At 41.9% G+C, this 24,120-nt stretch carries 21 protein-coding genes; 10 read left to right on the top strand and 11 right to left on the bottom strand.

Annotated elements, in window-relative coordinates:
• Positions 1–22 precede the first annotated feature (22 nt).
• From Xind_RS05985 to Xind_RS06000, 3 genes are all read right to left on the bottom strand, one after another.
• Positions 23–1,093, bottom strand: a complete 1,071-nt coding sequence (locus Xind_RS05985) for a phage tail sheath family protein (RefSeq protein WP_187649659.1) — start codon at positions 1,091–1,093, stop codon at positions 23–25.
• Positions 1,094–1,134: 41 nt separating this feature from the next.
• Positions 1,135–1,584 (bottom strand): phage tail protein, encoded by a 450-nt coding sequence (locus Xind_RS05990; protein ID WP_047684479.1) that lies wholly within the window; start codon positions 1,582–1,584, stop codon positions 1,135–1,137.
• Between the two features lie 516 nt (positions 1,585–2,100).
• On the bottom strand, positions 2,101–4,419 hold the full coding sequence (locus tag Xind_RS06000; RefSeq protein ID WP_187649661.1) for an FdhF/YdeP family oxidoreductase: 2,319 nt from the start codon (positions 4,417–4,419) through the stop codon (positions 2,101–2,103).
• 391 nt (positions 4,420–4,810) lie between these two features.
• Here Xind_RS06000 and Xind_RS24035 point away from each other — a divergent pair, with 391 nt between their 5' ends.
• Positions 4,811–5,086, top strand: a complete 276-nt coding sequence (locus Xind_RS24035; protein WP_187649682.1) for a DUF2867 domain-containing protein — start codon at positions 4,811–4,813, stop codon at positions 5,084–5,086.
• 53 nt (positions 5,087–5,139) lie between these two features.
• Here the strand turns inward: Xind_RS24035 and Xind_RS06010 are convergent, their stop codons facing one another.
• Positions 5,140–5,316 (bottom strand): hypothetical protein, encoded by a 177-nt coding sequence (locus tag Xind_RS06010; protein WP_187649662.1) that lies wholly within the window; start codon positions 5,314–5,316, stop codon positions 5,140–5,142.
• Positions 5,317–5,727: 411 nt separating this feature from the next.
• On the opposite strand from Xind_RS06010, the gene pyrI reads away from it, so the two are divergent.
• The 4 genes from pyrI to nrdG all read left to right on the top strand — a co-directional run bounded on the left by pyrI (position 5,728) and on the right by nrdG (position 9,354).
• Positions 5,728–6,207 carry an aspartate carbamoyltransferase regulatory subunit gene (gene pyrI / locus Xind_RS06015; RefSeq protein WP_047684464.1) on the top strand — a complete coding sequence of 160 codons (480 nt, stop codon included), beginning with the start codon at positions 5,728–5,730 and terminating at the stop codon, positions 6,205–6,207.
• Between the two features lie 86 nt (positions 6,208–6,293).
• Entirely contained in the window at positions 6,294–6,680 is a 387-nt protein-coding gene (gene ridA, locus Xind_RS06020; protein WP_038261552.1) for a 2-iminobutanoate/2-iminopropanoate deaminase, read from the top strand.
• 294 nt (positions 6,681–6,974) lie between these two features.
• Positions 6,975–8,885, top strand: coding sequence for an anaerobic ribonucleoside-triphosphate reductase (nrdD, locus tag Xind_RS06025; RefSeq protein ID WP_246432468.1), 1,911 nt, complete (start codon positions 6,975–6,977; stop codon positions 8,883–8,885).
• A 4-nt stretch (positions 8,886–8,889) separates the two neighbouring features.
• Positions 8,890–9,354, top strand: coding sequence for an anaerobic ribonucleoside-triphosphate reductase-activating protein (gene nrdG / locus Xind_RS06030; RefSeq protein WP_047684556.1), 465 nt, complete (start codon positions 8,890–8,892; stop codon positions 9,352–9,354).
• 43 nt (positions 9,355–9,397) lie between these two features.
• Here the strand turns inward: nrdG and Xind_RS06035 are convergent, their stop codons facing one another.
• Positions 9,398–9,829 (bottom strand): YhbP family protein, encoded by a 432-nt coding sequence (locus tag Xind_RS06035; RefSeq protein ID WP_047684461.1) that lies wholly within the window; start codon positions 9,827–9,829, stop codon positions 9,398–9,400.
• 116 nt (positions 9,830–9,945) lie between these two features.
• Positions 9,946–10,197, bottom strand: a complete 252-nt coding sequence (bhsA, locus tag Xind_RS06040; RefSeq protein WP_047684458.1) for a multiple stress resistance protein BhsA — start codon at positions 10,195–10,197, stop codon at positions 9,946–9,948.
• 277 nt (positions 10,198–10,474) lie between these two features.
• Between bhsA and Xind_RS06045 the strand changes: the two genes are divergently transcribed.
• Positions 10,475–10,765: a GIY-YIG nuclease family protein gene (locus Xind_RS06045; protein ID WP_304413521.1), complete on the top strand. Its 291-nt coding sequence runs from the start codon at positions 10,475–10,477 to the stop codon at positions 10,763–10,765.
• Between the two features lie 90 nt (positions 10,766–10,855).
• Here the strand turns inward: Xind_RS06045 and Xind_RS06050 are convergent, their stop codons facing one another.
• From Xind_RS06050 to Xind_RS06065, 4 genes are all read right to left on the bottom strand, one after another.
• Positions 10,856–11,359: a GNAT family N-acetyltransferase gene (locus Xind_RS06050; protein WP_047684455.1), complete on the bottom strand. Its 504-nt coding sequence runs from the start codon at positions 11,357–11,359 to the stop codon at positions 10,856–10,858.
• 301 nt (positions 11,360–11,660) lie between these two features.
• Positions 11,661–12,818 (bottom strand): ABC transporter permease, encoded by a 1,158-nt coding sequence (locus tag Xind_RS06055; protein ID WP_187649664.1) that lies wholly within the window; start codon positions 12,816–12,818, stop codon positions 11,661–11,663.
• Between the two features lie 18 nt (positions 12,819–12,836).
• On the bottom strand, positions 12,837–14,057 hold the full coding sequence (locus Xind_RS06060) for an ABC transporter permease (RefSeq protein ID WP_187649665.1): 1,221 nt from the start codon (positions 14,055–14,057) through the stop codon (positions 12,837–12,839).
• A 12-nt stretch (positions 14,058–14,069) separates the two neighbouring features.
• Complete coding sequence (locus tag Xind_RS06065) at positions 14,070–15,041, bottom strand: HlyD family secretion protein (RefSeq protein WP_187649666.1); 972 nt, start codon at positions 15,039–15,041, stop codon at positions 14,070–14,072.
• A gap of 818 nt (positions 15,042–15,859) precedes the next feature.
• Here Xind_RS06065 and Xind_RS06070 point away from each other — a divergent pair.
• The 4 genes from Xind_RS06070 to Xind_RS06085 all read left to right on the top strand — a co-directional run bounded on the left by Xind_RS06070 (position 15,860) and on the right by Xind_RS06085 (position 21,876).
• Positions 15,860–18,850, top strand: a complete 2,991-nt coding sequence (locus Xind_RS06070) for an inverse autotransporter beta domain-containing protein (RefSeq protein ID WP_187649667.1) — start codon at positions 15,860–15,862, stop codon at positions 18,848–18,850.
• Between the two features lie 148 nt (positions 18,851–18,998).
• Positions 18,999–20,696: a sensor histidine kinase gene (locus Xind_RS06075; protein ID WP_047684443.1), complete on the top strand. Its 1,698-nt coding sequence runs from the start codon at positions 18,999–19,001 to the stop codon at positions 20,694–20,696.
• Between the two features lie 2 nt (positions 20,697–20,698).
• Positions 20,699–21,418 carry a two-component system response regulator BtsR gene (btsR, locus tag Xind_RS06080; protein WP_047684440.1) on the top strand — a complete coding sequence of 240 codons (720 nt, stop codon included), beginning with the start codon at positions 20,699–20,701 and terminating at the stop codon, positions 21,416–21,418.
• A gap of 62 nt (positions 21,419–21,480) precedes the next feature.
• Complete coding sequence (locus Xind_RS06085) at positions 21,481–21,876, top strand: hypothetical protein (RefSeq protein ID WP_187649668.1); 396 nt, start codon at positions 21,481–21,483, stop codon at positions 21,874–21,876.
• 223 nt (positions 21,877–22,099) lie between these two features.
• On the opposite strand, the gene Xind_RS06090 is transcribed toward Xind_RS06085, so the two are convergent.
• Complete coding sequence (locus Xind_RS06090; protein ID WP_187649669.1) at positions 22,100–24,022, bottom strand: DEAD/DEAH family ATP-dependent RNA helicase; 1,923 nt, start codon at positions 24,020–24,022, stop codon at positions 22,100–22,102.
• Positions 24,023–24,120: the final 98 nt, after the last annotated feature.

The following is a 24,120-nucleotide window of genomic DNA, read 5'->3' on the forward strand; positions in this document are numbered from 1 at the left end:
AATTCCTTATCAATCAGTATGATTAATGCTGTTCTACATCTTGCGTAAACTGGAGGATGATAAATTCCGCAGGCCGAACAGCCGCCAGGCCGATTTTTACAATCATTTGTCCTTGCTGAATCTGTTCTGGTGTCATCGTGATCCCCTTGCCAATCTGCACGAAGTAAGCTTCTTCTTCCTTACTGCCAGCCAATCCCCCTTGTTGCCATAAGCCATGAAGATAGTTGCTGATTGCCGCTCTGACACGTTCCCAAGTCGGCTGGTTGTTAGGTTCAAACATGGCGAAGCTCATGGCACGCTTAACATCTCGCTCAACGGTATTAAACAGGCGGCGTACAGGGACATAGCGCCAGTTATCATCATCTTGCAGTGTTCTTGCTCCCCAGACGGTAGCGCCGGTATTGCTGAAATGTCGAATCATATTGATGGCACGACCGGAGTTATATGCACCCTGAACTTCATCCGTGATCAGAAATGCAGGCTCCAGACCCCCTTTCAATGCGATATTGGCAGGCGCTTTCCAGACTCCACGAGAGAGATCGACGGAAGCATAAACTCCGGCTATAGCCGCACTTGGTGGAATGTCAGTCTTGGCCCAATCAGCTTTCAGCCACGGGTAGTACACTGCGGCAAACGCTGTGGCGTCATATTTGTTCTTAACTGTCTCCGCATTCGCGATAGTCAACGCTTCTTCAGGACCATCAAAAATGGTGAATAATCCTTTTCCCGGCTGACATAAAGTTGCCGCTGCTGTTTTAATATCTTCACCCGCTGCAACCAGTAAGGTGACATCATCTAAGGTTGGAATCACCTTTTCTAAGCTACTGGTCTTAACGAGGTAACAATAACCTCCGCCATTGGTGAAATACGCCCGCAGAGAAACTGACAATTTATCTGCTGCATTAAAATTGCTTGATACCTTATTAAGATATTCCATCCAAGAACTAATTCGGAATGCGGTGTTTTCGGCAATAATATTATTTTTTTCATTCACTGCAAAAACAGGAACAGCGGTGGCACTATGAGATACAGACAGCGCCAGACTATTTAATTCTTCAATATAAACGCCAGGATAACTGGTATTGGTTGTCATAAGAAATACCCTTATACGAAATGATTAACTCTATCAATGCTTCAAACAGCCTGCATAGTTACGCGATCGGCTGTCAGGGTAATTTCTTGAACAGCGATGTCATTGCTGGTGGCATCAAAGGAAGGAGAAGTCAGCGAGGTAGGAAAAGCATTAGCAACATTCCAGGTCATTAATAACTCAGTGCCTGCATCATTGGTTAAGCTAATAGTAATATCTTTTTTCTCTACCTGATTAAGTTGGATAGAATTAATCCAGTCAAATAATTCCGTTTTGCCCGGAAAAACGCCCTTACGCAGAGTAATATGAATAGGTTGACGCTGCCCCGGCATTTTGAACCAATTCCCCACGCCATCACGGTATTCAATGGTTTCATAATTAATATCCAGCCCTGAGACACTGTTAAATGGGATTTTCTCATCGCCAACAGAAACAATGAAACGATAAGAGGGAATTGGATATTCAACTGCAATTTGAGATGTGCTTATAGACATAATAGCCTCTTTTAAAAAAATGATTAGGGTTAATTTCTTTGAAATAGGATGTAAGACTATATATTTGGAGAAAGCTACCGCCACAAAATGACAGTGAATATCATTCTGGAAATTTTCGTGGCCATATCATGCTTACATTGATATTTTCAATCGATACTTAAATCGATATCTATATCAATAATCATCGTGCCGAAAAATCTATAATGAGTACATTGCTAATAATGCAATTTGCTTTTTATGCAATTTAATTCCTGTGATAAAAATATTTTTGTTAATTGTTACCTTACAATGTTTAATATATGTTAAAAATAATTCAATAAATAAAATATAAGATATTAATAATGAAAATAGAGTTAAATGAAAAGCTGCTATTAGGGTTATTAGGAAAGCGGCTATATGAAATGGAAAATGCAGATATGATTTCAAAAACCGGGCCTGAATTGATATCTGCTCAAAGAACTATTATTGAGATAACAGTTCATTAAGCAGATCTGCATAAATAAAATGACAAACAAGCTATACAAGGCGCTGAGGTTCTGATTCATTCAGTTCAGTCAAGGATAATTTCACCGGAACAGATTTAGATGTTGGTGTACCCGTACCATTACCAATACTATCCATCGGCACTAACGGGTTAGCTTCCGGGTAATAAGCCGCAAGGTTCCCGCGAGGAATAATATAAGGAACGAGTTTAAAGCCATGCACTTTACGCTCAATACCGTCATGCCATATTGTCTCGATATCAACCAGATCCCCTGCCTGATATCCCAATTGAGCAATATCTTCTGGGTTCATAAACAACACTTCCCGCTGGCCATAAACACCACGATAACGATCATCCAAACCATAAATGGTCGTGTTGTATTGATCATGCGAACGTAATGTCTGCAAAGCAAAGGGGATTTCAGCTCCGTCGATTTGTGGAAACAGTGTTTTTGGTAATGGTGCGTGGCTAAACTGGGCTTTTTTACTCGGTGTCAGAAAACGCAGTTCTGCCGCGGCATTGCCAAGATAGAAACCGCCCGGCTGTTCACATTTTTTATTAAAGTCAGCAAATCCCGGAATAGTTGCCGCAATATGATCACGGATTTTGTTGTAATCTCCGGCTAATTCCAGCCAGTTAATTGTTGGGGTATTGCCCAAAACCGCATCGGCAATACCTGCAATAATAGCCGTTTCAGAACGTTGGGTATCAAATAGGGGTTTATTCACTCCCTCGGAAGCATGCACCATGCTGAAAGAGTCTTCTACCGTCACAAACTGTGCACCACTGAACTGGATATCCTGCTCAGTACGCCCCAATGCAGGCAGGATCAGAGCATCTTTTTTACCGGTAACAAGATGACTCCGATTTAATTTTGTACTGATATGAACAGTTAAGTCGCAATGCCGAAGCGCTTCTTCTGTACGTGGACTATCAGGCGCAGCAGCGGCGAGGTTCCCTCCTAAAGCGATCAGCACTTTCACTTGATCACGCAACATAGCTTCCAGCGCTTCGACGACATTATGCCCGTGGGCACGAGGCGGTTCAAAACCAAAATGGTTTGCCAGGCTATCAAGGAAATATTGGGAAGGTTGTTCATTTATCCCCATTGTCCGGTTTCCCTGTACGTTGCTGTGACCACGAACCGGACATACGCCCGCACCGGGTTTACCTAATTGACCAAACAGCAATTGCAGGTTTGTAATTTCACGAACGGTATCCAGAGAATGTTTATGCTGTGTAATCCCCATCGCCCAGGTACAAATAACCCGTTCGGCGTTCTGATAAATATCAGCAGCCTCGCGTAATTGTACCTGCGTTAAGCCTGATTGTTCTTCAATAAACGACCACTCAGTAGCAGCAACTTCCTGCAAATAAGCATCCACACCTTCGGTGTAGGCCGCAATAAAATCTTGATCAAAAATACCTGCTTTTCCGACATCCGTCAGTGCGGTATGGGTTTCTAAAAGTGCTTTGACCATACCCCGCACAGCCGCCATATCTCCACCCAGTTTAGGCTGATAGTAACGATGGCTAATATTACCCGCTATTGGCGTGATCACTTCGAGTGGTTTTTGTGGATCAGCAAAACGTTCTAAGCCGCGTTCGCGCAATGTATTGAAGGTGACAATTCTGGTGCCGTGCTCAGCGGCATGACGTAAGCTATGCAACATTCGTGGATGGTTTGTACCGGGGTTTTGACCAAATACAAAGATGGCATCAGCGTGATCAAAATCATTCAGGCGAATGGTTCCTTTACCAACACCCAAACTTTCCAGCAACCCATAACCGCTTGCTTCATGGCACATGTTCGAACAATCCGGGAAATTATTGGTCCCCAATACCCGGCCAAATAACTGATACAACCACGAAGCTTCATTACTGGCCCGACCAGAGGTATACAGTTCCAACTGATTGGGGTTATCCATTGCCTTAATGTGTTTAGCGATAAGAGAAAAGGCCTGCTCCCAACTAATTGGTTCATAGTGATCCGTTTTACGGTTATAACGCATCGGTTCAACAACCCGTCCCTGATATTCCAGAAAATAATCACTTTGTTGGTAGAGTTTACTAACGCTGTATTTGGCGAAAAATTGGTTGTCTACATGGCGACGGGTCGCTTCCCAGGTAACTGCTTTGGCCCCGTTTTCACAGAAGCTGAAAAGGCTTTTGTTATCATCTCCCCATGCACACCCCGGACAATCAAAGCCTTTGGGTTTGTTCATGCGCATCAGGTTAACCATGTTTTTTAATGCTTGTTTACTATCAAAAACAAAGCGTGTTGTTGCCTCCAATGAATCCCAACCTCCCGCAGCAGCACGATAAGGTTCTATTTTTGTTTTGAATTTCATAACAATCTCGATTTTTTAACATGGTGGTCAAAAAATTGGCCACGGATTGGCAGATGAATCAGAAACGACGAACTGATTTATTGTGATATTTATTCCGTTCTTATACAACGAGAAAACCGAATTGTCTTCCTATTTCTTCTCACGGTGAAAGTGGTTTTGATTTAGTAAAAATTATTTAACTATAGTAAAATTACTCAATAAATTAAGCCAATAATATGGCAAATCCTGTTTTGAAAGTGGAATTGAAGTAGACGGTGAAGCCTCTTAGAAAAAATTTTCGGCGGATAGGCTATCCCTGATTTATATCAAATAAAATAATATCGTGGTGTAATATGTATTATCGTGATGAAACTGGTTGTTTGCTCTTAGATAAAAAAGATAAAAAGAAACACTGCATAACGGGAGCCATATTGATTTTTTTAAGATTGTACGTATTAGTGATAATGAAATGTGTCTCTTGTCGAAAGATGTACACTTAACAGTTTTGATATCCCTGAATATTTTCTCTGATAAGAATCATGTCAGTGGTTGTACAGCAACAGTAACAGCATCTGTCATTACCCATAATTTTTTTGGGAAAATGTATATGATACCGGTATCTCTCACACACGGTATTATTGTGAAAAGTATGCTCTCTAAAGTTAAGTTCCCACAAAAAACTCAATGATATATGTAGCGAAATCTAAATGGGAAAATGTTATCAACACAGCACGCCTCCAGCTATAATATTTTCCCCACGACAAAATAAACAATTGACCACGCCAGCGATAATGCAATGTCTTTCAGGGCGATATTTTTCGGTTTCCAATAAGCTGCGGCTAAGGTCCGGGAGTTATCCAGATTGGGATCATTATCTATCGCATCTGAATAAGGACTTCCCCAGAACTGCTTTGCCACTGTCCAGCCCGATATAACGATCAGGATAATAAAATAACTAAATGAGATGGTAACAATTGTGAGGCTTCCACTAATTTTTCAGCCACACTTTTTCTTACTGCACAATATTCAACATAACCTTTTATACTTGCAAAAAATTTTTCTTCCTGTCGGGAAAATTAAATCATTATTTGGAATTACACTGATGGAGATACAGTATATATTTCTCAATGATATTACAAAAATTTATCATCAGATATTGAACCAAAATGATTTGGTTGAAATACCATAAGAAGAAATGATTTCACAAGCGACTATGATATGTTCATTACGCAAGATGAAATGCCAAACCTTATATGACAAAATAGGAGCATGTCCCTGATTCCCTAATATCTGGAGGAGAAATACCCTAAACGGTATTCACAGCACAACATGACCCAAGACCATTCACTACAAGATCATCAACTACAAGTAGAAGCCATTAAATGTGGCACAGTTATCGACCACATTCCGGCCCATGTCGGTTTTAAGTTATTGTCACTATTCAAACTCACAGAAACCGACCAACGCATTACTATTGGTCTGAATTTACCTTCCAATCAATTGGGTAAGAAAGATCTGATCAAAATTGAAAATACGTTCCTGACAGAACAGCAGGCAAATCAACTTGCTATGTATGCGCCACATGCAACTGTGAATAATATTGAAAATTACGTTGTCGTGAAGAAGATGCCAATCAACCTGCCAGAGAAGATTGATGGTATCCTTGTATGCCCGAACGGTAACTGTATTAGTCATAATGAACCCGTAGAAAGCTGTTTCCGCGTTATGGAAGCCGCTAACGACGTCGTCGTCTGTTGCAAATACTGCGAAAAAGAGTTTGATCGTCAGGCTGTCATCAGCAACGATTAAAGTCCCGCAGTTGATGCTGACCAGAGGGGCACTATGATGTTGACCTCGCAAAAATTTTCCATTCTGACGTTAAACAGGAGTTTCTAATGTCACATTCTATTCACACCGACAATGCACCAGCCGCAATCGGCCCTTATGTTCAGGGTGTTGATCTGGGCAGCATGGTTATCACTTCCGGTCAGATCCCTGTTGATCCGAAAACGGGTGACGTTTCTGAAGATATTACGGCACAAACCCGACAATCACTGGAAAACGTCAAGGCTATTATTGAACAATCTGGCCTGAAAGTAGCGAATATCGTAAAAACTACAGTGTTTGTTAAAGATCTGAATGACTTTGCTACAGTGAATGCAGCCTATGAAGCATTCTTTACTGAACATAACGCGCCTTTCCCTGCTCGCTCATGTGTTGAAGTTGCTCGTTTGCCAAAAGATGTAAAAATCGAAATCGAAGCTATCGCTGTTCGTAGCTAATTCATAGCTTCATCAACCCTGATAGCTCAATATCAGGGTTGATATTCTCTCTTTTTGCCTCCCCACTTCGTCCCAGAATAATTTCCCTGTTCTTTGTCTTAGATCAACTTATTGCATGGTATATTGATTAGAAGAACCCACATATTGTGCTTAAATATAAAAATATAACTATATATGGTGTTTATGCACAAGATTATCCACATCAAATTAAAAACTGACCATCATGCAATTTTAGTTTGTGGGTAACATTTTGTGGGTAGCATATTGAGGAACTCTATTGTGAAAACGGTTGTGATGCAGCGCAATAACCATCCAGTTAATGTTGAGAAAAAAGCTCTCCATGAATGGCATGATCGACTAGATCAGGAAATTCGCGGCCTGATCGAACAAAGCGATCTACCTTTACTCAATGAAAATGCCAATAAAGATGCTAAAGTGATCCCCACTCAGCGTGACTTACTGGCAGGGATCGTCGCCAGACAGTATGCCAAACAACATATGCTGCCGAGTGATGTTGTTCTGGCACATGAAAAGGGAGAAATTCACTACCATGATCTGGATTATGCTCCATTCTTCCCGATGTTTAACTGTATGTTAGTTGACTTACAGGGCATGCTGACCAAAGGTTTTAAGATGGGTAATGCCGAGATTGAACCGCCAAAATCAATCTCCACAGCAACTGCCATTACAGCCCAAATTATTGCACAGGTCGCCAGCCACATTTATGGCGGTACAACCATCGACCGTATTGATGAAGTGCTCGCTCCGTTTGTTGAAGCCAGCTATAACAAACATTTGACCATCGCAAAAGAGTGGCATATTACGGATCACACCGCCTATGCTAAAGCCCGCACCGAAAAAGAGTGTTACGATGCTTTCCAGTCTTTGGAATATGAAGTGAACACGCTGCACACCGCCAACGGACAAACACCGTTTGTGACATTCGGTTTTGGACTGGGAACATCAAAAGAATCCCGTTTGATTCAAACGGCTATTTTACGTAACCGTATTGCTGGCTTAGGCAAGAATCACAAAACTGCCGTATTCCCAAAACTGGTTTTTGCCATTCGTGACGGGCTAAATCATAAGCTTGGAGATCCTAACTATGACATCAAATTATTGGCTCTGGAATGTGCCAGCAAGCGCATGTATCCCGATATTCTTAATTATGATCAAGTGGTTAAAGTCACCGGATCATTTAAAGCTCCAATGGGCTGCCGTAGCTTTCTCAGTGTTTACGAAGAGAATGGTCAACAAATTCATGCAGGGCGCAATAATCTGGGGGTAATAAGCCTGAATCTTCCCCGTATCGCGATTGAAGCCAAAGGCAATGAAATGCGTTTTTGGCAGCTACTGGAACAACGCCTGTTGGTTGCCAAAAAAGCATTAATGACCCGAATTGAACGCCTTGAAAACACCAAAGCACGGGTTGCCCCTATCCTCTATATGGAAGGCGCTTGCGGAGTAAGGTTGAAAGAGGATGACAATATTGGCGAAATCTTCAAACATGGGCGGGCTTCTATTTCGTTAGGGTATATTGGTATCCATGAAACGATTAATGCGCTATACGGTGATCACATTCATCTATTTGACGATGAACAACGTCGTCAAAAAGCAATCTCTATCGTTAAACGCTTACGCAAAGCAGTTGATACCTGGAAACAGGAAACCGGCTATGGATTCAGTTTATACAGTACGCCAAGTGAAAGTTTATGTGACCGTTTCTGTCGCCTCGATGCCGCTGAATTTGGCGTGATCCAGGGAGTCACGGATAAGGGTTATTACACCAACAGTTTTCATCTGGATGTAGAGAAAAAAGCCAATCCTTACGATAAGCTGGATTTTGAAGCACCTTATCCCCCATTAACGAATGGTGGTTTTATCTGCTACGGCGAATATCCCAATCTGCAACATAATTTAAAGGCATTGGAAGATGTATGGGACTACAGTTATTCCCGTGTCCCTTACTACGGAACCAATACTCCAATTGATGAATGTTATCAATGCGGTTTTACCGGAGAATTTTCCTGTACCAGCAAAGGGTTCACTTGTCCCCGTTGTGGTAATCATGATTCAGCGCATGTTTCTGTGATCCGACGGGTTTGTGGATATCTTGGCAGCCCTGATGCCCGTCCATTTAATGCAGGTAAACAGGAAGAGGTAAAACGTCGCATCAAGCATCTCAACAATGGGTCAATTGGCTAATATCATGAATTACCATCAATATTATCCGGTTGATGTGGTTAATGGCCCCGGAACCCGCTGTACCCTGTTTGTGGCTGGCTGTTCCCATCAATGTCGTGGTTGTTATAACCAAAGTACATGGCGGACTGACTCAGGTCGCCCCTTCACGCAAGCTGTTGAAGATCAGATCATTACTGATTTGAAAGATCTCCGCATTAAACGGCAAGGGATATCATTATCTGGCGGCGACCCTCTTCATCCCTCCAATACGCCTGATATTCTCAAATTGATCAAACGGATAAAGAGAGAGTGCCCGGATAAAGATATTTGGCTATGGACAGGTTATGTCCTCCACGAGTTAAGCGGTCTCCAACAAGAAATTGTCAGTTATATTAATGTGTTAGTTGACGGAAAATTCGAACAGACTTTGCACGATCCAGCGCTAATCTGGCGAGGCAGTAGTAATCAGGTTATTCACTATTTACGATAATGAATTCCGATAATTTTAGGGTATAAAATTTGCAGCTCTGATATTAACGCCGCCAATGTAATTTCTTACCAAAGCCAAGTGTGTTATCCACCATTTTTATTTCATTCAGGTTCAATTGCCAAATAGGCGATTTTGCTGTTATCGCAACAGGAAAGCGGTGGCAGTAGCTTGCTCTGGCAACTGTTTCATCCTTACCTGTCAATAGGGCAACTTCCCCACGAAACTGAATGCCTCTGATCTGGGAAATATTATGGGTTTGCCCGGCAATAGTACCTGCAACTACGGCGTTTTCCTGCATCATTTTACCGTGGCGGGTATCAGGTTCAGTCATAAACCAGAGTGTCATTTTATCGATATCAAAAGCATAGAAACAATTTGCGCACCATAGATCCTGATTTGAAGAAGTACAAATTGTGAAGACATGTTGCTCGGCAAGATACTGGCAGATTGTTAAGATATCTTTATTCAATTCCATCTAATTCCATATTGTTATATTTACTTATCTCAATCAGAACACATGTGGATATTGATCCAGCGATGTGTTCTGATATTTATACAGCAGTATGATATTTAACCTGATCTAACTATACGTTATTTATAGATTTCTGCAACACCATGCAGTTTATCGTGACCAGTAGCAGAAATAATGCGGAAATAAGCTGCTCCAGCTTTGTCAGCTTTTTTGGACAATTCTTCTGTCAGGTTATCCAGTGTTTCTGCTCCCGTCACAGAAACAACACCAATTTTCTCCCCTGTAGCATTTCTTACTTCAATAGCGGCAAAAGAACCAAACGAAACAGTACATAGTGTTAAAACAGCAGCAATAAATTTTGCATTTCTCATTTTTAGATCCTTTGTCTACTTTTCAATATAAAGGGTATCTCTCTGTGATTTGGATCAAGTTATACGCTTCTTCAAAAAATGATAATTAGCAATTCTTGCTATAATTTTTCAGTTATTTTGAATAAAAATATTGTCACTGACTGTTAATAAACATGTCATTTAATATCATTCATCATGTTACATTGTTACAAAAACCACAATGCAGTCTATGGTCTCATTATGATTTAATCTCATGCGGTATTTATACATTTGTAACTATTTAATATAAATTATGAATATTAAAAAATCTGATTGGTATCTTTACTTGATAAAAACCGAGAATGGTTCTTTATATACCGGAATTACTACAGATATTTCCCGTCGTCTGATACAACACAGTACAGGAAAAGGAGCGAAGGCTTTGAGGGGAAAAGGCTCATTAACTCTGGTCTATCACCGTTTAGTACGGGACAAGAGCACAGCATTAAAGCTGGAATACCGAATAAAGCAACTAAACAAGCAACAAAAAGAGAGGCTGGTTACAACCCAACCTCTCTGTATAGCAACCTATTTGTCAGAGACTTCATGAGAATAGACATTGTTGCCAGCGTATTTCCAGCATGACTTCAACGTGTATTTACTACTTTTTGTATTTACATCTTGTAATTACATTTCATAGTTACACATAGTCAAAATGACTGGGATATGTGACTAAACCATGACAATCATCCAGCGAGACATCAGCCAGTGTGTAAACCTGAAAGAACTCCTCACTATCAGGCCATTGGCAATGTAATTGGTACTCTTTAGCAAGCCTGAAACCAAAACGATGATAATATTCAGGTTTACCAAGCACGACTACTGCACCATAACCAAACTCATTCAGGCTATCCAATCCTTCATACACTAACTTTTCACCAATGCCCTGACGACGATACGGTTCAGACACTACCAATGGTGCTAATCCAACCCAATTATGATCCTGACCATTGATGTCAACAGGTGTGAAACCAACATAACCAATAACGTGACCTTCATCGTCAGTCGCAACAATCCCTAGCGTCAACAAGCCATTTTCTCTTAATCTATGAACTAACTCAGCTTCTGTCGATGTCTCAAAGGATTCTCGCAGCAAGCGATCAATACCCATGGCATCAACCGGAATTTCGACCCTGATTAACATGACGATAACGCGCGATCGTTCTGATCTGCGCCCTCTTTTTGTTCCGCTTTGATAAATTGAGTTAACGATAATAAACCAAAACGGAAAGTGGATTTAACCTAACACAAGTCAGATCCCTTTTCGTGAAAAGGAACATGTTATTTTGCCAAAATACTGTGATATTTCCTGATACTACCTCAAGAATTGATAATAAAATTCTATCACTGAGATCCAGGTAAATCAGTATCCGTGACATTTGCACGGAACCCGTCCCAAATCAATATATTTTCACTATCGGTCTGGCGATAATTCTTGATTGCTGTTAATGCTTTCGCTGCCGTTTCATAAAAATCTTCAATTCCCGCAGTTCACCATTACGCAATATCCCAACAAAAATTCCCAGGATCATGTATACAACACCAAGGAACAGGATCATTGCAATATCCCCTAACATATTTTGCAAGGGCATATTCATTTGGTTTATTCCTGCGATAATTTTGGTTGCCCATGTGGATGGCAAAGCCGATGAAATCGCTCTTACCCAATCAGGCATCGCCTGAACCGGCCAGATAGTCCCCGAAATGTAGAAAACAGGCGTAGTGATAAACGCCAATGTCAGATAAATCATTTCCACACTGCGCAAACACTCTGTTACCAGTTTACCTAACCCCAATACTGCCAGCAGGAATGGGAAAGTCATCAGCAATAATTGATAAATTGGTGCGTCCTGCCGGTATCCCAATACCCATGGCCACAGAACAAAAAAGATCACAGACAAAAACAGCCAAATAGGCAACAACGCAGACAAAGCTCCCAGATAGACAGGAAGTGGTGGCTTACCTTTAGGGGTACTACGTATGGTGATACTCACACGTACACAAGCAATCAAAAAGGAGTGCTGCAAAAGCATCACCAGTAATCCGGGAAAAACAATGGCAGCATAACTGATCCCCGGATTGAATAATCCAATGGTTTCTCCTTTAATCGGTTGTAGCAACACGTTCACCTGTTCCGTACTGAAACCTGATTTCAGCAGTAACTGTGTATTATATTCAGATAATAACTGTTGATACGCCAACGCCAAATCCTGCTGAATCTGCCCATTGGCAAGGCGGTTCGTCGCGTCACCATAAACCGGTACTGTCACATTTTTCCCGCCTAAAAGACGTTTTTCAAAATCCGGCGGCACAATGATAATGGCGAAGATTTCCCGTCGTAACATGTCATTACGGGCGTTAGCAAGACTAGTGTAGTTTTGGGTTTCAATTTTCGCCGTCGCATCAATATGGCGGATCAGCGCACGACTCATATGACTGTTGTCCTGATCAATAATCGCAACGGGCAGATCCCATAATGTAGGGCGGACATAAACCAGACTCATCACACACAGAGAAACAATCAGCATTAACCACAAAGGTTTTTCCAGCATTCCCAACAATACATTGCGGAAAGTTTGCCAATACATTTTCCAATTATTCATTTACCTGCTTCCCCTGCATTATATAGCTTCTCCTGACTGGTTAAGCCGTTTCCACAAACGATTGCGGATCAACAAGGCACAAACTAAAGGATAAATCACCAATAGCATGCAAACATGCAGGATGATTTTTAATGATACTTCCCGCAGAAAGATATCGAACATGGCATTTAAAGCATGGGTTAATGGCTCCAGATTCGAAATAACTCTTGCCGGCCATACCATTGATAATTCAGGCACCACCATGCCAGAAAATGACATCGCAATACTGACCAGCATTCCGATTAGTGAATAAGCCGTCAATGCATTACCGGTGAAAGTAAATAGTAGTAAACCGATACTTTGAGCCGCAATCACATAAAAGAATCCAACAACTGGCATATATATGGGATTACCTGCAACTTTGGCATCAGAAAATGCAACCAATGCTGCAATTTCTATCATCAACAACAACGTAAAAATCAGGGTATAAGGCGCAAGTTTTCCTAATAAAGCCGATATAAAAGATTTTGCGCTTAAGAGCTGTTTTCCCCTTGCCATTGTATAAATAGTGCAAGTCACGACGAAAAGCTGTAATAAATGGATGGTTGCAGCAAATTGCTGGAAATAGATATAACTGCCACTGGCATTGAACAAGCTGTCATAAGACATCGTCGCTTTAGCTAGTGGTGGAAGCTGACGACCCATTTCAGACGCAATGATCTTACGATATTTGGCATTTGTTTCTGCCATCAATCCGCCGAAGTCCTGAACGGAATAACGCCCTGCACCATAAAACAAGGCATTATAATAGATGCTCACTGTCGGCTGTTTACCACTCAACGCATCTTTTTCTAGATCGGGAGGGATATAGAGTAAAGAGTAATCCTTTGCACTGCCCAATCTCTCTAATGATTCTGTCAGACCATTATCATAGGTTTTGATATCAGCGTGAGGTGCCGCATTTAAGTTACGGATTAATGTGCGTGATAAGGTACTGTGATCATTATCCACGACTGAAACAGGCAGGTTTAGCAGCGTTCCTTCCGAAAAATTGGCACTAATTAAGATAAACAGCAACAGAGGAAACAGCCAACTTAGCCAGTGAAAAATCGGGCTACGGACTGCAACCACCAGCTCGCGGATAAACGCATGCTTAAAACTATGCCATTCAAGACTATGCCATTTAAGACCATGCCATTTAAGACCACGCCATTTAAGACCACGCCATTTAAGACCACGCCACACAGCTTTTCTGTTCATCAAGCTGCCGCCTTACTTATCCCAGTGCCATAATGCACTCATTCCCGGACGCAGCCCATCAACAGGTTGTAGTGGATATAAACGGACTTCAAATGTTCTCAGATCAAAGTCCCCTGTTGCACGAGTGGCCCGTTTTGTTGCGTAATCCCCCATTGGCGCGATATAACGGACTTCTGCCTCAATATCTTTATTATCCAAAGCCGGTACACACAATGTCACTTTGTCACCTTTACGGACTTTAGCCAGAATATCTTCGCGCAAATTATAAACAAAATAAGCTTCAGGGATACGTATTAGTGTTGCCAATGGGCTATTGGCATTGAAAAGTTGCCCGACCTCCGCCGGAAGTGGCCCAATTTCACCATCAACGGGAGCTTTTACCTGTAGATCATTACTCTGAATTTTTAATTCCCGTAATTTCTCTTCAGCTTCATTCAGTGCTGCCTGATATTGTTGCCGTAATTCTATACGATCTCCATTTTTCCCTGCATCCAGCTCCGCTTTTGCTGACAGCATTTTCTGGTAAGCAATATCACGCGCGTTTCGTGCGTTATCCAATTCACTGGCAGATGAATAACCTTTGCCTGAAATATTACTGAGTCGCTCAAATTCACGTTGAGCGTTTTTATATCCAAATTCAGCCTGTAAGTATGCCGCTTCCAAACTGCGAATATTTTCTTCTCGTGTTCCATGCAAAGATAAATTGAGTTTTGCTTTAGCCTGATCACGGGCGGCTTGAGCTGCGGCAACTTTTGCAGTCAGCTCAGGGCCATCAAGGCTTACTAATAGTTGGTCGGCTTTTACGTCGTCTCCTCTCCTAACGTGAAGCGCAATCACTCTTCCAGAGGCTTTAGATGCAATGATGACTTCAGGTGCTTCAACCTCTCCCTGCAACAATAAGTCCTGATGATGTGAGCGAAAAAGCACGGCCATTGCGGTCAGAAAGATAATCAGCAATATCGTGAAAAGTGTTCTTTTCTTCATTATGTTTTGTAAGCTCCAAGCATACTACCAGATCAAAATTCGTCAGCGATGACCAAATTAGTGTAGCTGTACCGATCTAGTGTGACACTATCTTCATAAATTCTTTTTAGAAATTCGTGCGCCTGATCATTGACAAAAATGAAATGCTTTATGTAACTACCTATCACATTATATACCCAATCAATTTCAAGTAGCAGTAAGACGGGAAATTAACACATTCCCTTTCCCTCAATTCAACTTGTTATCTGATTATTTTTATTTCTTAAAATCAATTCATCAATTAATATTTAATTATGAATTAGAAAGAAAGTGCTTTCTGAAACCACATTGTAGAATATTCGCCAATAAAACATCAAAGATTAATAAAATGAAAATACAAATAAAAACCAATAATAATTAGCATAGAATATTTAACTATGAAAAATCCTATTATATTTAAAGTTATTTTTTCCCTTCCTCAGACAATCCCTGTTCACATAAGACATATAAATTGCAACATTATGTTTTAATTTACATAAATCTAAAAAACCATGTTTTAACCTAATGAGAAAATACGTATAAATCACCTGTTATTTTTTTATTCTCAGTCTTGTTTTTTATTTTCAATACCTGATATAGAAAGTCATGTTGACCACTAAATAGTTTTATGCTGGAATAAAAAATACATATACAAGATATGTCAGATCAATAATCCTTGCGTTAACACGTTAACAATTTTTTTGTTAACCAATTTATGATGTCTCAAATAAGGCAATACCATTTTGCCCCTCTTTTATTTCATCATCACCTGACGCTGTTACTATTACAGGTTTATTTTTATGCACAAAAAATTTGATAAGCCTCAGGCACAAAATCAGCAACACTGGCTGAAACGAGTAGCCTGGGTGAATATTATCGCCCAATTCGCGTTCCCACTCGCTGGCACATTTACTCCTATTATTGCCACGGCCGAAACGCATACGATTTCTCAACATTCCCCTCTGGCAATACCAACTGAGCCTTATATTCTGAAACCGGGAGAAACTATCCATACAATAGCTAAACGTTACGGTTTCACCATTAATCAACTTAAGGAAATAAATAAATTCCGTACTTTCAGCAAACCGTTTCCAGTACTTGGGGTTGATGATGAAATTGATGTCCCCAAATATCGCCCTAATAAATATTTACCATTCAATGACTTTTCATCAGAGCCATTTTCCAAAACCGATGATACAGAACGCAAGCTGGCTCATGCGGCTATCCGCGTCGGTGAGATACTGAACAGCAATAAAGCAAGCGACAGCGCAATAAATCAGATAAGCAACTTAGCGGTGTCAGAAGCCAATCAACAACTCCAGAGCTGGCTAGGATTTTACGGTACAGCGCGTGTACAAACTCATATTGATAAACGAGGTCGTCTGGATGGCAGTCAACTTGATATGTTGTTACCTCTGTATGACAACAAAAGTAAAATGGACTTCACTCAATTTGGCCTACGCCGCATTGATAAACGCAACACCATCAATATCGGTATCGGACATCGTCAGTTTTTTGATAGCTGGATGCTAGGATACAACGCTTTTCTGGATCACGATTTTACCGGAGATAATACCCGGCTTGGCCTCGGCACAGAGTATGCTCGCGATTATCTGAGGCTAGGCATGAACGGCTATTTTCGCTTAAGTAACTGGAAAAAATCGCATTTTCTGAAAGATTACGATGAACGTCCTGCCAATGGATTCGATCTGAGAGTACAAGGCTATCTTCCCGCTTTGTCACAACTTGGCGGTAAGTTGGTATATGAACAATATTTTGGCGATGAAGTTGGGTTAATCAATAAAGATCACCGCCAAAAGAACCCCGCGGCCTTTACTGCCGGCATTAACTATACGCCTATCCCATTGCTGACTTTCGGTATTGACCGCAAACAAGAGATGTCTGGCAATAAAGACACTCAATTCAATATAGAACTGAACTATGACATCGGTACACCATGGTCAACACAGATTGATCCCGATGCCGTGATATTCAAACATACGCTACAAAGCGGTCGTTTTGATCTCGTTGATCGTAACAATCAAATTGTTTTGCAATTTCGTAAACGTGAAGTCATTAGTCTGACATTAGACAGACTGATTTCCGGCCATGCAGGTGAAATCAAACCTATTCATCTTAGAGTAAACAGCAAATATGGCCTGAAAACGATCCAATGGGAGGTTGGAAGCCTGCTTGCCAATGGAGGCAAGATCAAACAACAAAACAGTAATACCTATCTGCTGACCCTGCCGAAATATCATCGTCAAGGCAATAACACTTATACCATAGGTGCTATTGCCTACGATGAGCATGGCAATGCTTCCAAACGAGCAGAAACTCAGGTTCAGGTACTACAAGCACAGGCAAGTGCCGATAAATCTACGTTCACCGCAAAAGACAGCGAACTGTCAGCAGATGGTCACTCCACCACCATCCTTAAATTGACACTAAAAGATGGGAACGGCAATCCAATTCCTGGTGCTGGCGAGGATATCAAACTCATGGGTAGTAAATTAGGCGGGGCCGGTAAAGATCCTCAGATTGGGCAAATAAAAGAAACTCAACCAGGGATCTATGAAGCGTTACTTACCGCTGGTGAAAAAATAGGTGTGCTGACTATTACACCTGAAGTGAAAAGCCTTGATATAAAGCCAATAGAGATCACCTTTTTTCACCCTGACAAACCAATTATTAAAGATCTCAGTATGTCAGGCAGATTAGAAATAGGACATATCCTCAATGCAACCTATACCTTCCATGCTAATAACGGCGAAAATGTGGACAAATCACGCTATGTGTGGGGAGATAAAGGGAATGTTGATATTACCAAAAGCAGTACTATCGTCGAATCGGGTAAGATCCCCGGTTATACATTGACACTGTCAGATGCAGGTAAAGTAAAAGCACTTGTTGTTCAGGCACAAAATGGGCTCCACATTACCGGGAATACCAAAGCGATTGATACCAGTATGGATCAAGAGCACGGTAACCATACCTATGATGGTACTGAAGGCGGAAAAGTCAAAGGGATTGCTGATCATCTGGTAGTCACCCTCAATACAGGGAAAGTTAAAAAAGGCGAAACAATTACCTTGAATATTAAAGCATTCAATCACGGACAGCCTGTAAAAAATGTCCCCATAGAAATGAAAGCAACCAAAGCACTAAACCGTCAGGAAGTCCCTCAGACAGTTACTGCGCTGATAGACAATGAATCAGGTCACTACCAAGGAGCAACGGGAGATGAGGGTAGTTTATCGCTCCCCATCACCGACCCAAATGGACTGGGCGTAAAAACGACCTTGCAAATAAAAGCCTATGGTGTCTCAAACCCGAAAACTGAAGATGTCATTTTTACTGTCGTGACCAGCCCTGATTCTAAGTACGCAAATTTTTGGGGACATATGGCTGAAACGGTGACAAATACAAACGGAGTCATTTTTGACCGACCTCTGCTACAAGCCGAGTTAGCAATGGGTATGAAAGGAATGACTACTTATACTGAAAATGGTGAGATTTGGCCACGTCGAGTCTATAAAGGCGCTGTATGGTATTGTAAAAAAATACATAAAAAATTACCGACAGCAGAAGACTTAGCCAGCCTGTACCAAGCACATCAACAAAATGCGATGCATGAGCTGTATGGCTGGCCACAATTCCGTTCTTACCGTTCTTCAACACCCGGAATAGATGAACACGGGAAAAATGCTCATTTCGCCGTGAATATAGATGATGGTACAGTTCATGTTATTAATGAGATAGTCACCGATTACGTTATCTGCACTGAATAATCCTATTCCTGTTTATTTCGTCAAAAAATCTTTAAGAAAATCCGTCCTTGCCGAAGAGGGCGGATATACCCATTGACGGCGTTAAATTCAAGCTTTGATAATGACCGCATAAATTTATTTATTGTTATCAAACATGCCGTGAAAAAATATGTATGAATTTAACCTCGTGTTACTACTGCTCCAGCAGATGTGTATCTATCTGGTGATTGCCTGGCTACTGAGTAAAACGCCTCTGTTCATTCCTTTACTGCAAGTGAGTGTTCGCTTACCTCATAAGCTCATGTGTTATGTCATTTTCTCCATCTTCTGCATCATGGGAACATATTTTGGTCTGCATGTTAATGATTCTATTGCTAATACCCGTGCTATTGGTGCTGTATTAGGTGGTTTCCTTGGCGGGCCAACAGTCGGAGCGATGGTAGGATTCACGGGAGGATTGCATCGCTATTCCCTTGGCGGAATGACCGCATTCAGTTGTATGGTATCCACCATTATAGAAGGCGTTATTGGCGGTCTTGTACACAGTTATTTAATGAAGCAGGGCAAGATCAATAAGTTACTTAACCTATGGACTGCGGCGATTGTGACATTCCTTGCCGAATGTGCTCAGATGGGGATTATTCTGCTGTTTACTAACCCTTTCAGTGAAGCATTTAATTTAGTGAAAAATATCGCCGCTCCTATGATCATCGCTAATAGTATCGGGGCAGCTATGTTTATCCGTATCTTACTGGACAGACGCGCCATATTCGAAAAATATACCAGTGCTTTTTCTGCCCAAGCCCTGAAAATCGCGGTATGCACCGAAGGGATATTACTTAAGGGATTTAATGAAGCTAACAGCATGCGTGTCGCAAAAGTTATCTATCAGGAATTGGAAATTGGGGCTGTCGCAATTACTGATCGGGAAAAATTATTGGCATTTATCGGCATTGGTTCCGACCATCATTTACCGGGAACGCCTATTGCTTCCGAGCAATCACATCGTGCGATAGCAAATAATGAGGTGGTCTACGCTGATGGTAATGAAACTCCCTATTGCTGCTCCCTTAGTCCTATTTGCAAGTTGGGTTCAGCACTGGTTATTCCTCTACGGGGAGAAAATCAGCAAGTGATCGGTACGATAAAATTGTATGAAGCCAAAAACCGTTTATTTAGTTCGATCAATCGAACATTAGGTGAAGGAATTGCCAGCTTGCTTTCTGCCCAAATCCTTGCGGGACAATATGAACGAAATAAGCAGTCTCTGTTACAATCAGAAGTAAAACTACTTCACGCGCAAGTGAATCCTCACTTTTTATTTAATGCCCTGAATACATTACAGGCGGTGATCCGACGCGATAGCCAGCAAGCGGGTCAGCTTGTGCAGTACCTTTCAACATTCTTTCGCAAGAATCTGAAGCGACCAGAAGAAATCGCCACACTACAAAATGAAATAGAGCATGTGAATGCTTACTTACAAATTGAAAAAGCGCGATTCTGCGAACGTCTCCAGATAACGATAGATATACCGGAGTCTCTGCGTTATGCCCAATTACCTGCATTTTCCCTGCAACCCATGGTCGAAAATGCAATTAAACATGGCACATCACAGTTACTGGATACCGGAAGAATTACGATTAGAGCCCATCAACAAACGAATCTGCTATTGGTAGAAATTGAAGATAATGCGGGGCTTTATTGCCCGAAAAAAATGGGGGATGGACTTGGAATGAGCCTGGTAGATAAGCGCCTGCGGCTTCGCTATGGTGAACATTATGGTGTGCGTGTTGATTACCAACCAGAAGAATTTACTCGTGTCATCTTATGCTTACCACTGGAAAAAGAGGCTGATAAGGCAGCGTAGGTATGAATGTATTAATTATTGATGATGAACCACTGGCCCGTGAAAATTTACGTTGCCTGTTAGAAGAGGAAACAGATATTCAGATCATCGGTGAATGTGCCAATGCAGTAGAAGCCATTGGCACCATTCATCGTCTGAAACCGGATGTGATTTTCCTTGATATTCAAATGCCTCGCATCACTGGGCTTGAAATGGTGGGTATGCTTGACCCTGAGCATCGCCCTTATATCGTTTTTCTTACCGCTTTTGATGAATATGCCATACAGGCATTTGAAGAACATGCGTTTGATTATCTGCTAAAGCCGCTGGAAAAAGAGCGACTGAGCAAGACATTACAACGACTTCGGTCGGGTTATCAAAAACAGAGTCTGGCAGATTTACACTCCGAAAATGAGCAACTGAAATATATTCCCTGCACAGGACACAGCCGGATATGGCTGATGCAACTGGATGATGTGCTGTATATCACCTCACGTTTGAGTGGTGTATATGTAATGAGTGCCAACGGACAGGAAGGTTTTACTGAATTGACCTTGCGCACTTTGGAAACCCGTACGCCTCTGACTCGCTGCCATCGGCAGTATCTTGTCAATATGGCCCATTTACGGGAGATTGTTTTTGGGGAAAACAGCCAGGCGGAATTGGTATTGCGCAATGATGAACGTATTCCTGTCAGCCGCCGTTATTTAAAGCCTCTCAAAGAAGAACTGGGGTTAATTTAATCATTTTTTAGAAATAATTCTGTACTCTCTATCATTAAGCCAAAAATAAAATAGGGAAATGTATGGCCGATCTCTATCTAAAAATCAAAACCAACCAAATGATCCTGAAAAATCTCAGTAATCAAAAAGAACTGAGTATTACAGGAAATTTCAGTACTTCCCGCTTATTGGTTGGTGATTTTTATAATGCAGAGCAGCAATTGCATTTGCTGCTTAAGCAACATGGCCTCATCCGATTCATTGACAGATTCTTCGGACGCAAACATCGGGTACTTATCCATCCATTAGAGCAATCCGAAGGCGGTCTTTGTTCCGTCGAAGAACGTGTGCTATTAGAAGTGGCCTATAGTGGCTCTCGATCCAGAATGAAAAAAATGGTTATTCATCAAGGTGAGCACTTACTTTCAGATTTAGAAATCAAAGAAATACTGAGAATTAATACACAAGCTGTGAGTTAAGAAATCATCTGATTTTTGATTTAAAAAACAGCAATAAAAAGCAGTCTATAACGAGTGGTTTCAGTTCACGTTCAGAAAGTACTTCATACAGCCAGAAAATTGGCTACGAAAATGAGAATATTGAAAACATAAAAAAGCCCTTTCTTTTATAAAGAGAAAGGGCTTATTTCAATTCGATATTTCAGCGTGTTATTGCTAACACGAAACAATAATCAATGGTGTATTAAACGTTACCATTGCTTTGTTGCTGACGACGACGTTGTGCACCACCGTTGAAATCGTCATTATTGCGACCACGGAAAGAACCACGCTCACCGCCACCACGACGTTCATTGTTAAAACGACGACCACCGCCGTTACCAAAACCGTCACGATCACGACGTGGACCATTGCCACCATTACCATTACTGTTGCGACCACCACCACGACGCTCACGACGTTCAAATGGCTGTGCATCGCCTAACAACTGCATGTTCATTGGTTTGTTCAGGATACGTGTACGGGTAAAGTGAGTCAGTAACTCCCCTGGCATCCCTTTTGGCAACTCAATTGTGGAGTGCGTTGCGAACAGTTTGATATTACCGATGTAACGGCTGCTGATATCACCTTCGTTAGCAATAGCACCCACAATGTGGCGTACTTCAACACCATCATCACGACCCACTTCAATGCGGTACAGTTCCATATCGCCAACATCACGGCGCTCACGACGAGGACGGTCACCCCTGTCGCCTTTATCACCTCTGTCACGATCACCAAAGCCATTACCATTACGGCGACGGTCATCACGATCATTGAATTCACGGCGAGGACGACGAACCGGATCTGGTGGCAGGATCAATGAACGTTCACCTTGTGCCATTTTCAGCAATGCCGCAGCTAATGTTTCCATATCCAACTCGTCACTGGTGCCCAATTTAGACAACAGAGCACGATATTGATCCAGATCGCTGCTTTCCAACTGCTGCTGAACGTTAGCAGCAAATTTTTCCAGACGGCGCTGGCTCAGAAGTTCAGCATTCGGCAGCTCTACTTCCGGGATTGTCAACTTCATAGTGCGTTCAATGTTACGCAGCAAGCGGCGTTCACGGTTTTCAACAAACAGCAGCGCACGACCGGCACGACCAGCACGACCGGTACGGCCGATACGGTGTACATATGACTCAGCATCCATCGGAATATCATAGTTAACAACCAGACTGATACGGTCAACATCCAAACCACGGGCAGCAACATCTGTTGCGATCAGAATATCCAAACGGCCATCTTTTAAACGCTCCAGAGTCTGTTCACGCAGAGCCTGATTCATATCACCATTCAGTGCCGCAGAGTTATAACCGTTACGCTCAAGCGCTTCTGCCACTTCCAGAGTCGCATTCTTGGTACGGACGAAAATAATCGCCGCATCAAAATCTTCTGCTTCAAGGAAACGTACCAGTGCTTCATTTTTACGCATACCGTAAACAGACCAATAGCTCTGGCTGATATCCGGACGGTTGGTTACACTGGTCTGAATGCGAACTTCCTGTGGCTCGTTCATGAAACGACGAGTGATACGACGAATCGCTTCAGGCATAGTCGCTGAGAACAATGCAGTCTGATGTTCTGCCGGGATCTGACTCATGATGTTTTCAACATCTTCAATAAAGCCCATACGCAGCATTTCGTCAGCTTCGTCCAGCACCAGACCTCTCAGGTTGGACAGATCCAACGTACCACGCTTCAGGTGATCCAGCAGACGACCCGGTGTTCCCACTACAACTTGTGGCCCCTGGCGCAAAGCACGCAATTGAACGTCATAACGCTGTCCACCATAGAGCGCGACAACATTCACACTACGCATATGTTTGGAAAAATCTGAACATGCTTCAGCAACCTGTACCGCCAGTTCACGGGTCGGTGCTAACACAAGGATCTGTGGAGCTCTAAGCTCAGCATCAATATTATGCAGTAAAGGCAAGCTGAAAGCCGCAGTTTTACCACTACCAGTCTGCGCCATACCCAACACGTCACGACCATTTAACAGGTGAGGAATACATTGCTGTTGAATTGGTGAGGGCTTCTCATAGCCCATGTCTTGCAGTGCAGAAAGAATAGGTGCTGATAATCCTAAATCAGCAAAAGAGATTTCAGTCTCAGTGGTCATGTAATGGTGCCTCATTGATCGTGGCGGCCAGTCTACATAACACAGTGAAAAGAATTTCTGTCATTTTCATTTAAAATGTGAACTGGCTCAAATTATGT

Source organism: Xenorhabdus indica, assembly GCF_014467235.1.
Lineage (GTDB): Bacteria > Pseudomonadota > Gammaproteobacteria > Enterobacterales > Enterobacteriaceae > Xenorhabdus > Xenorhabdus indica.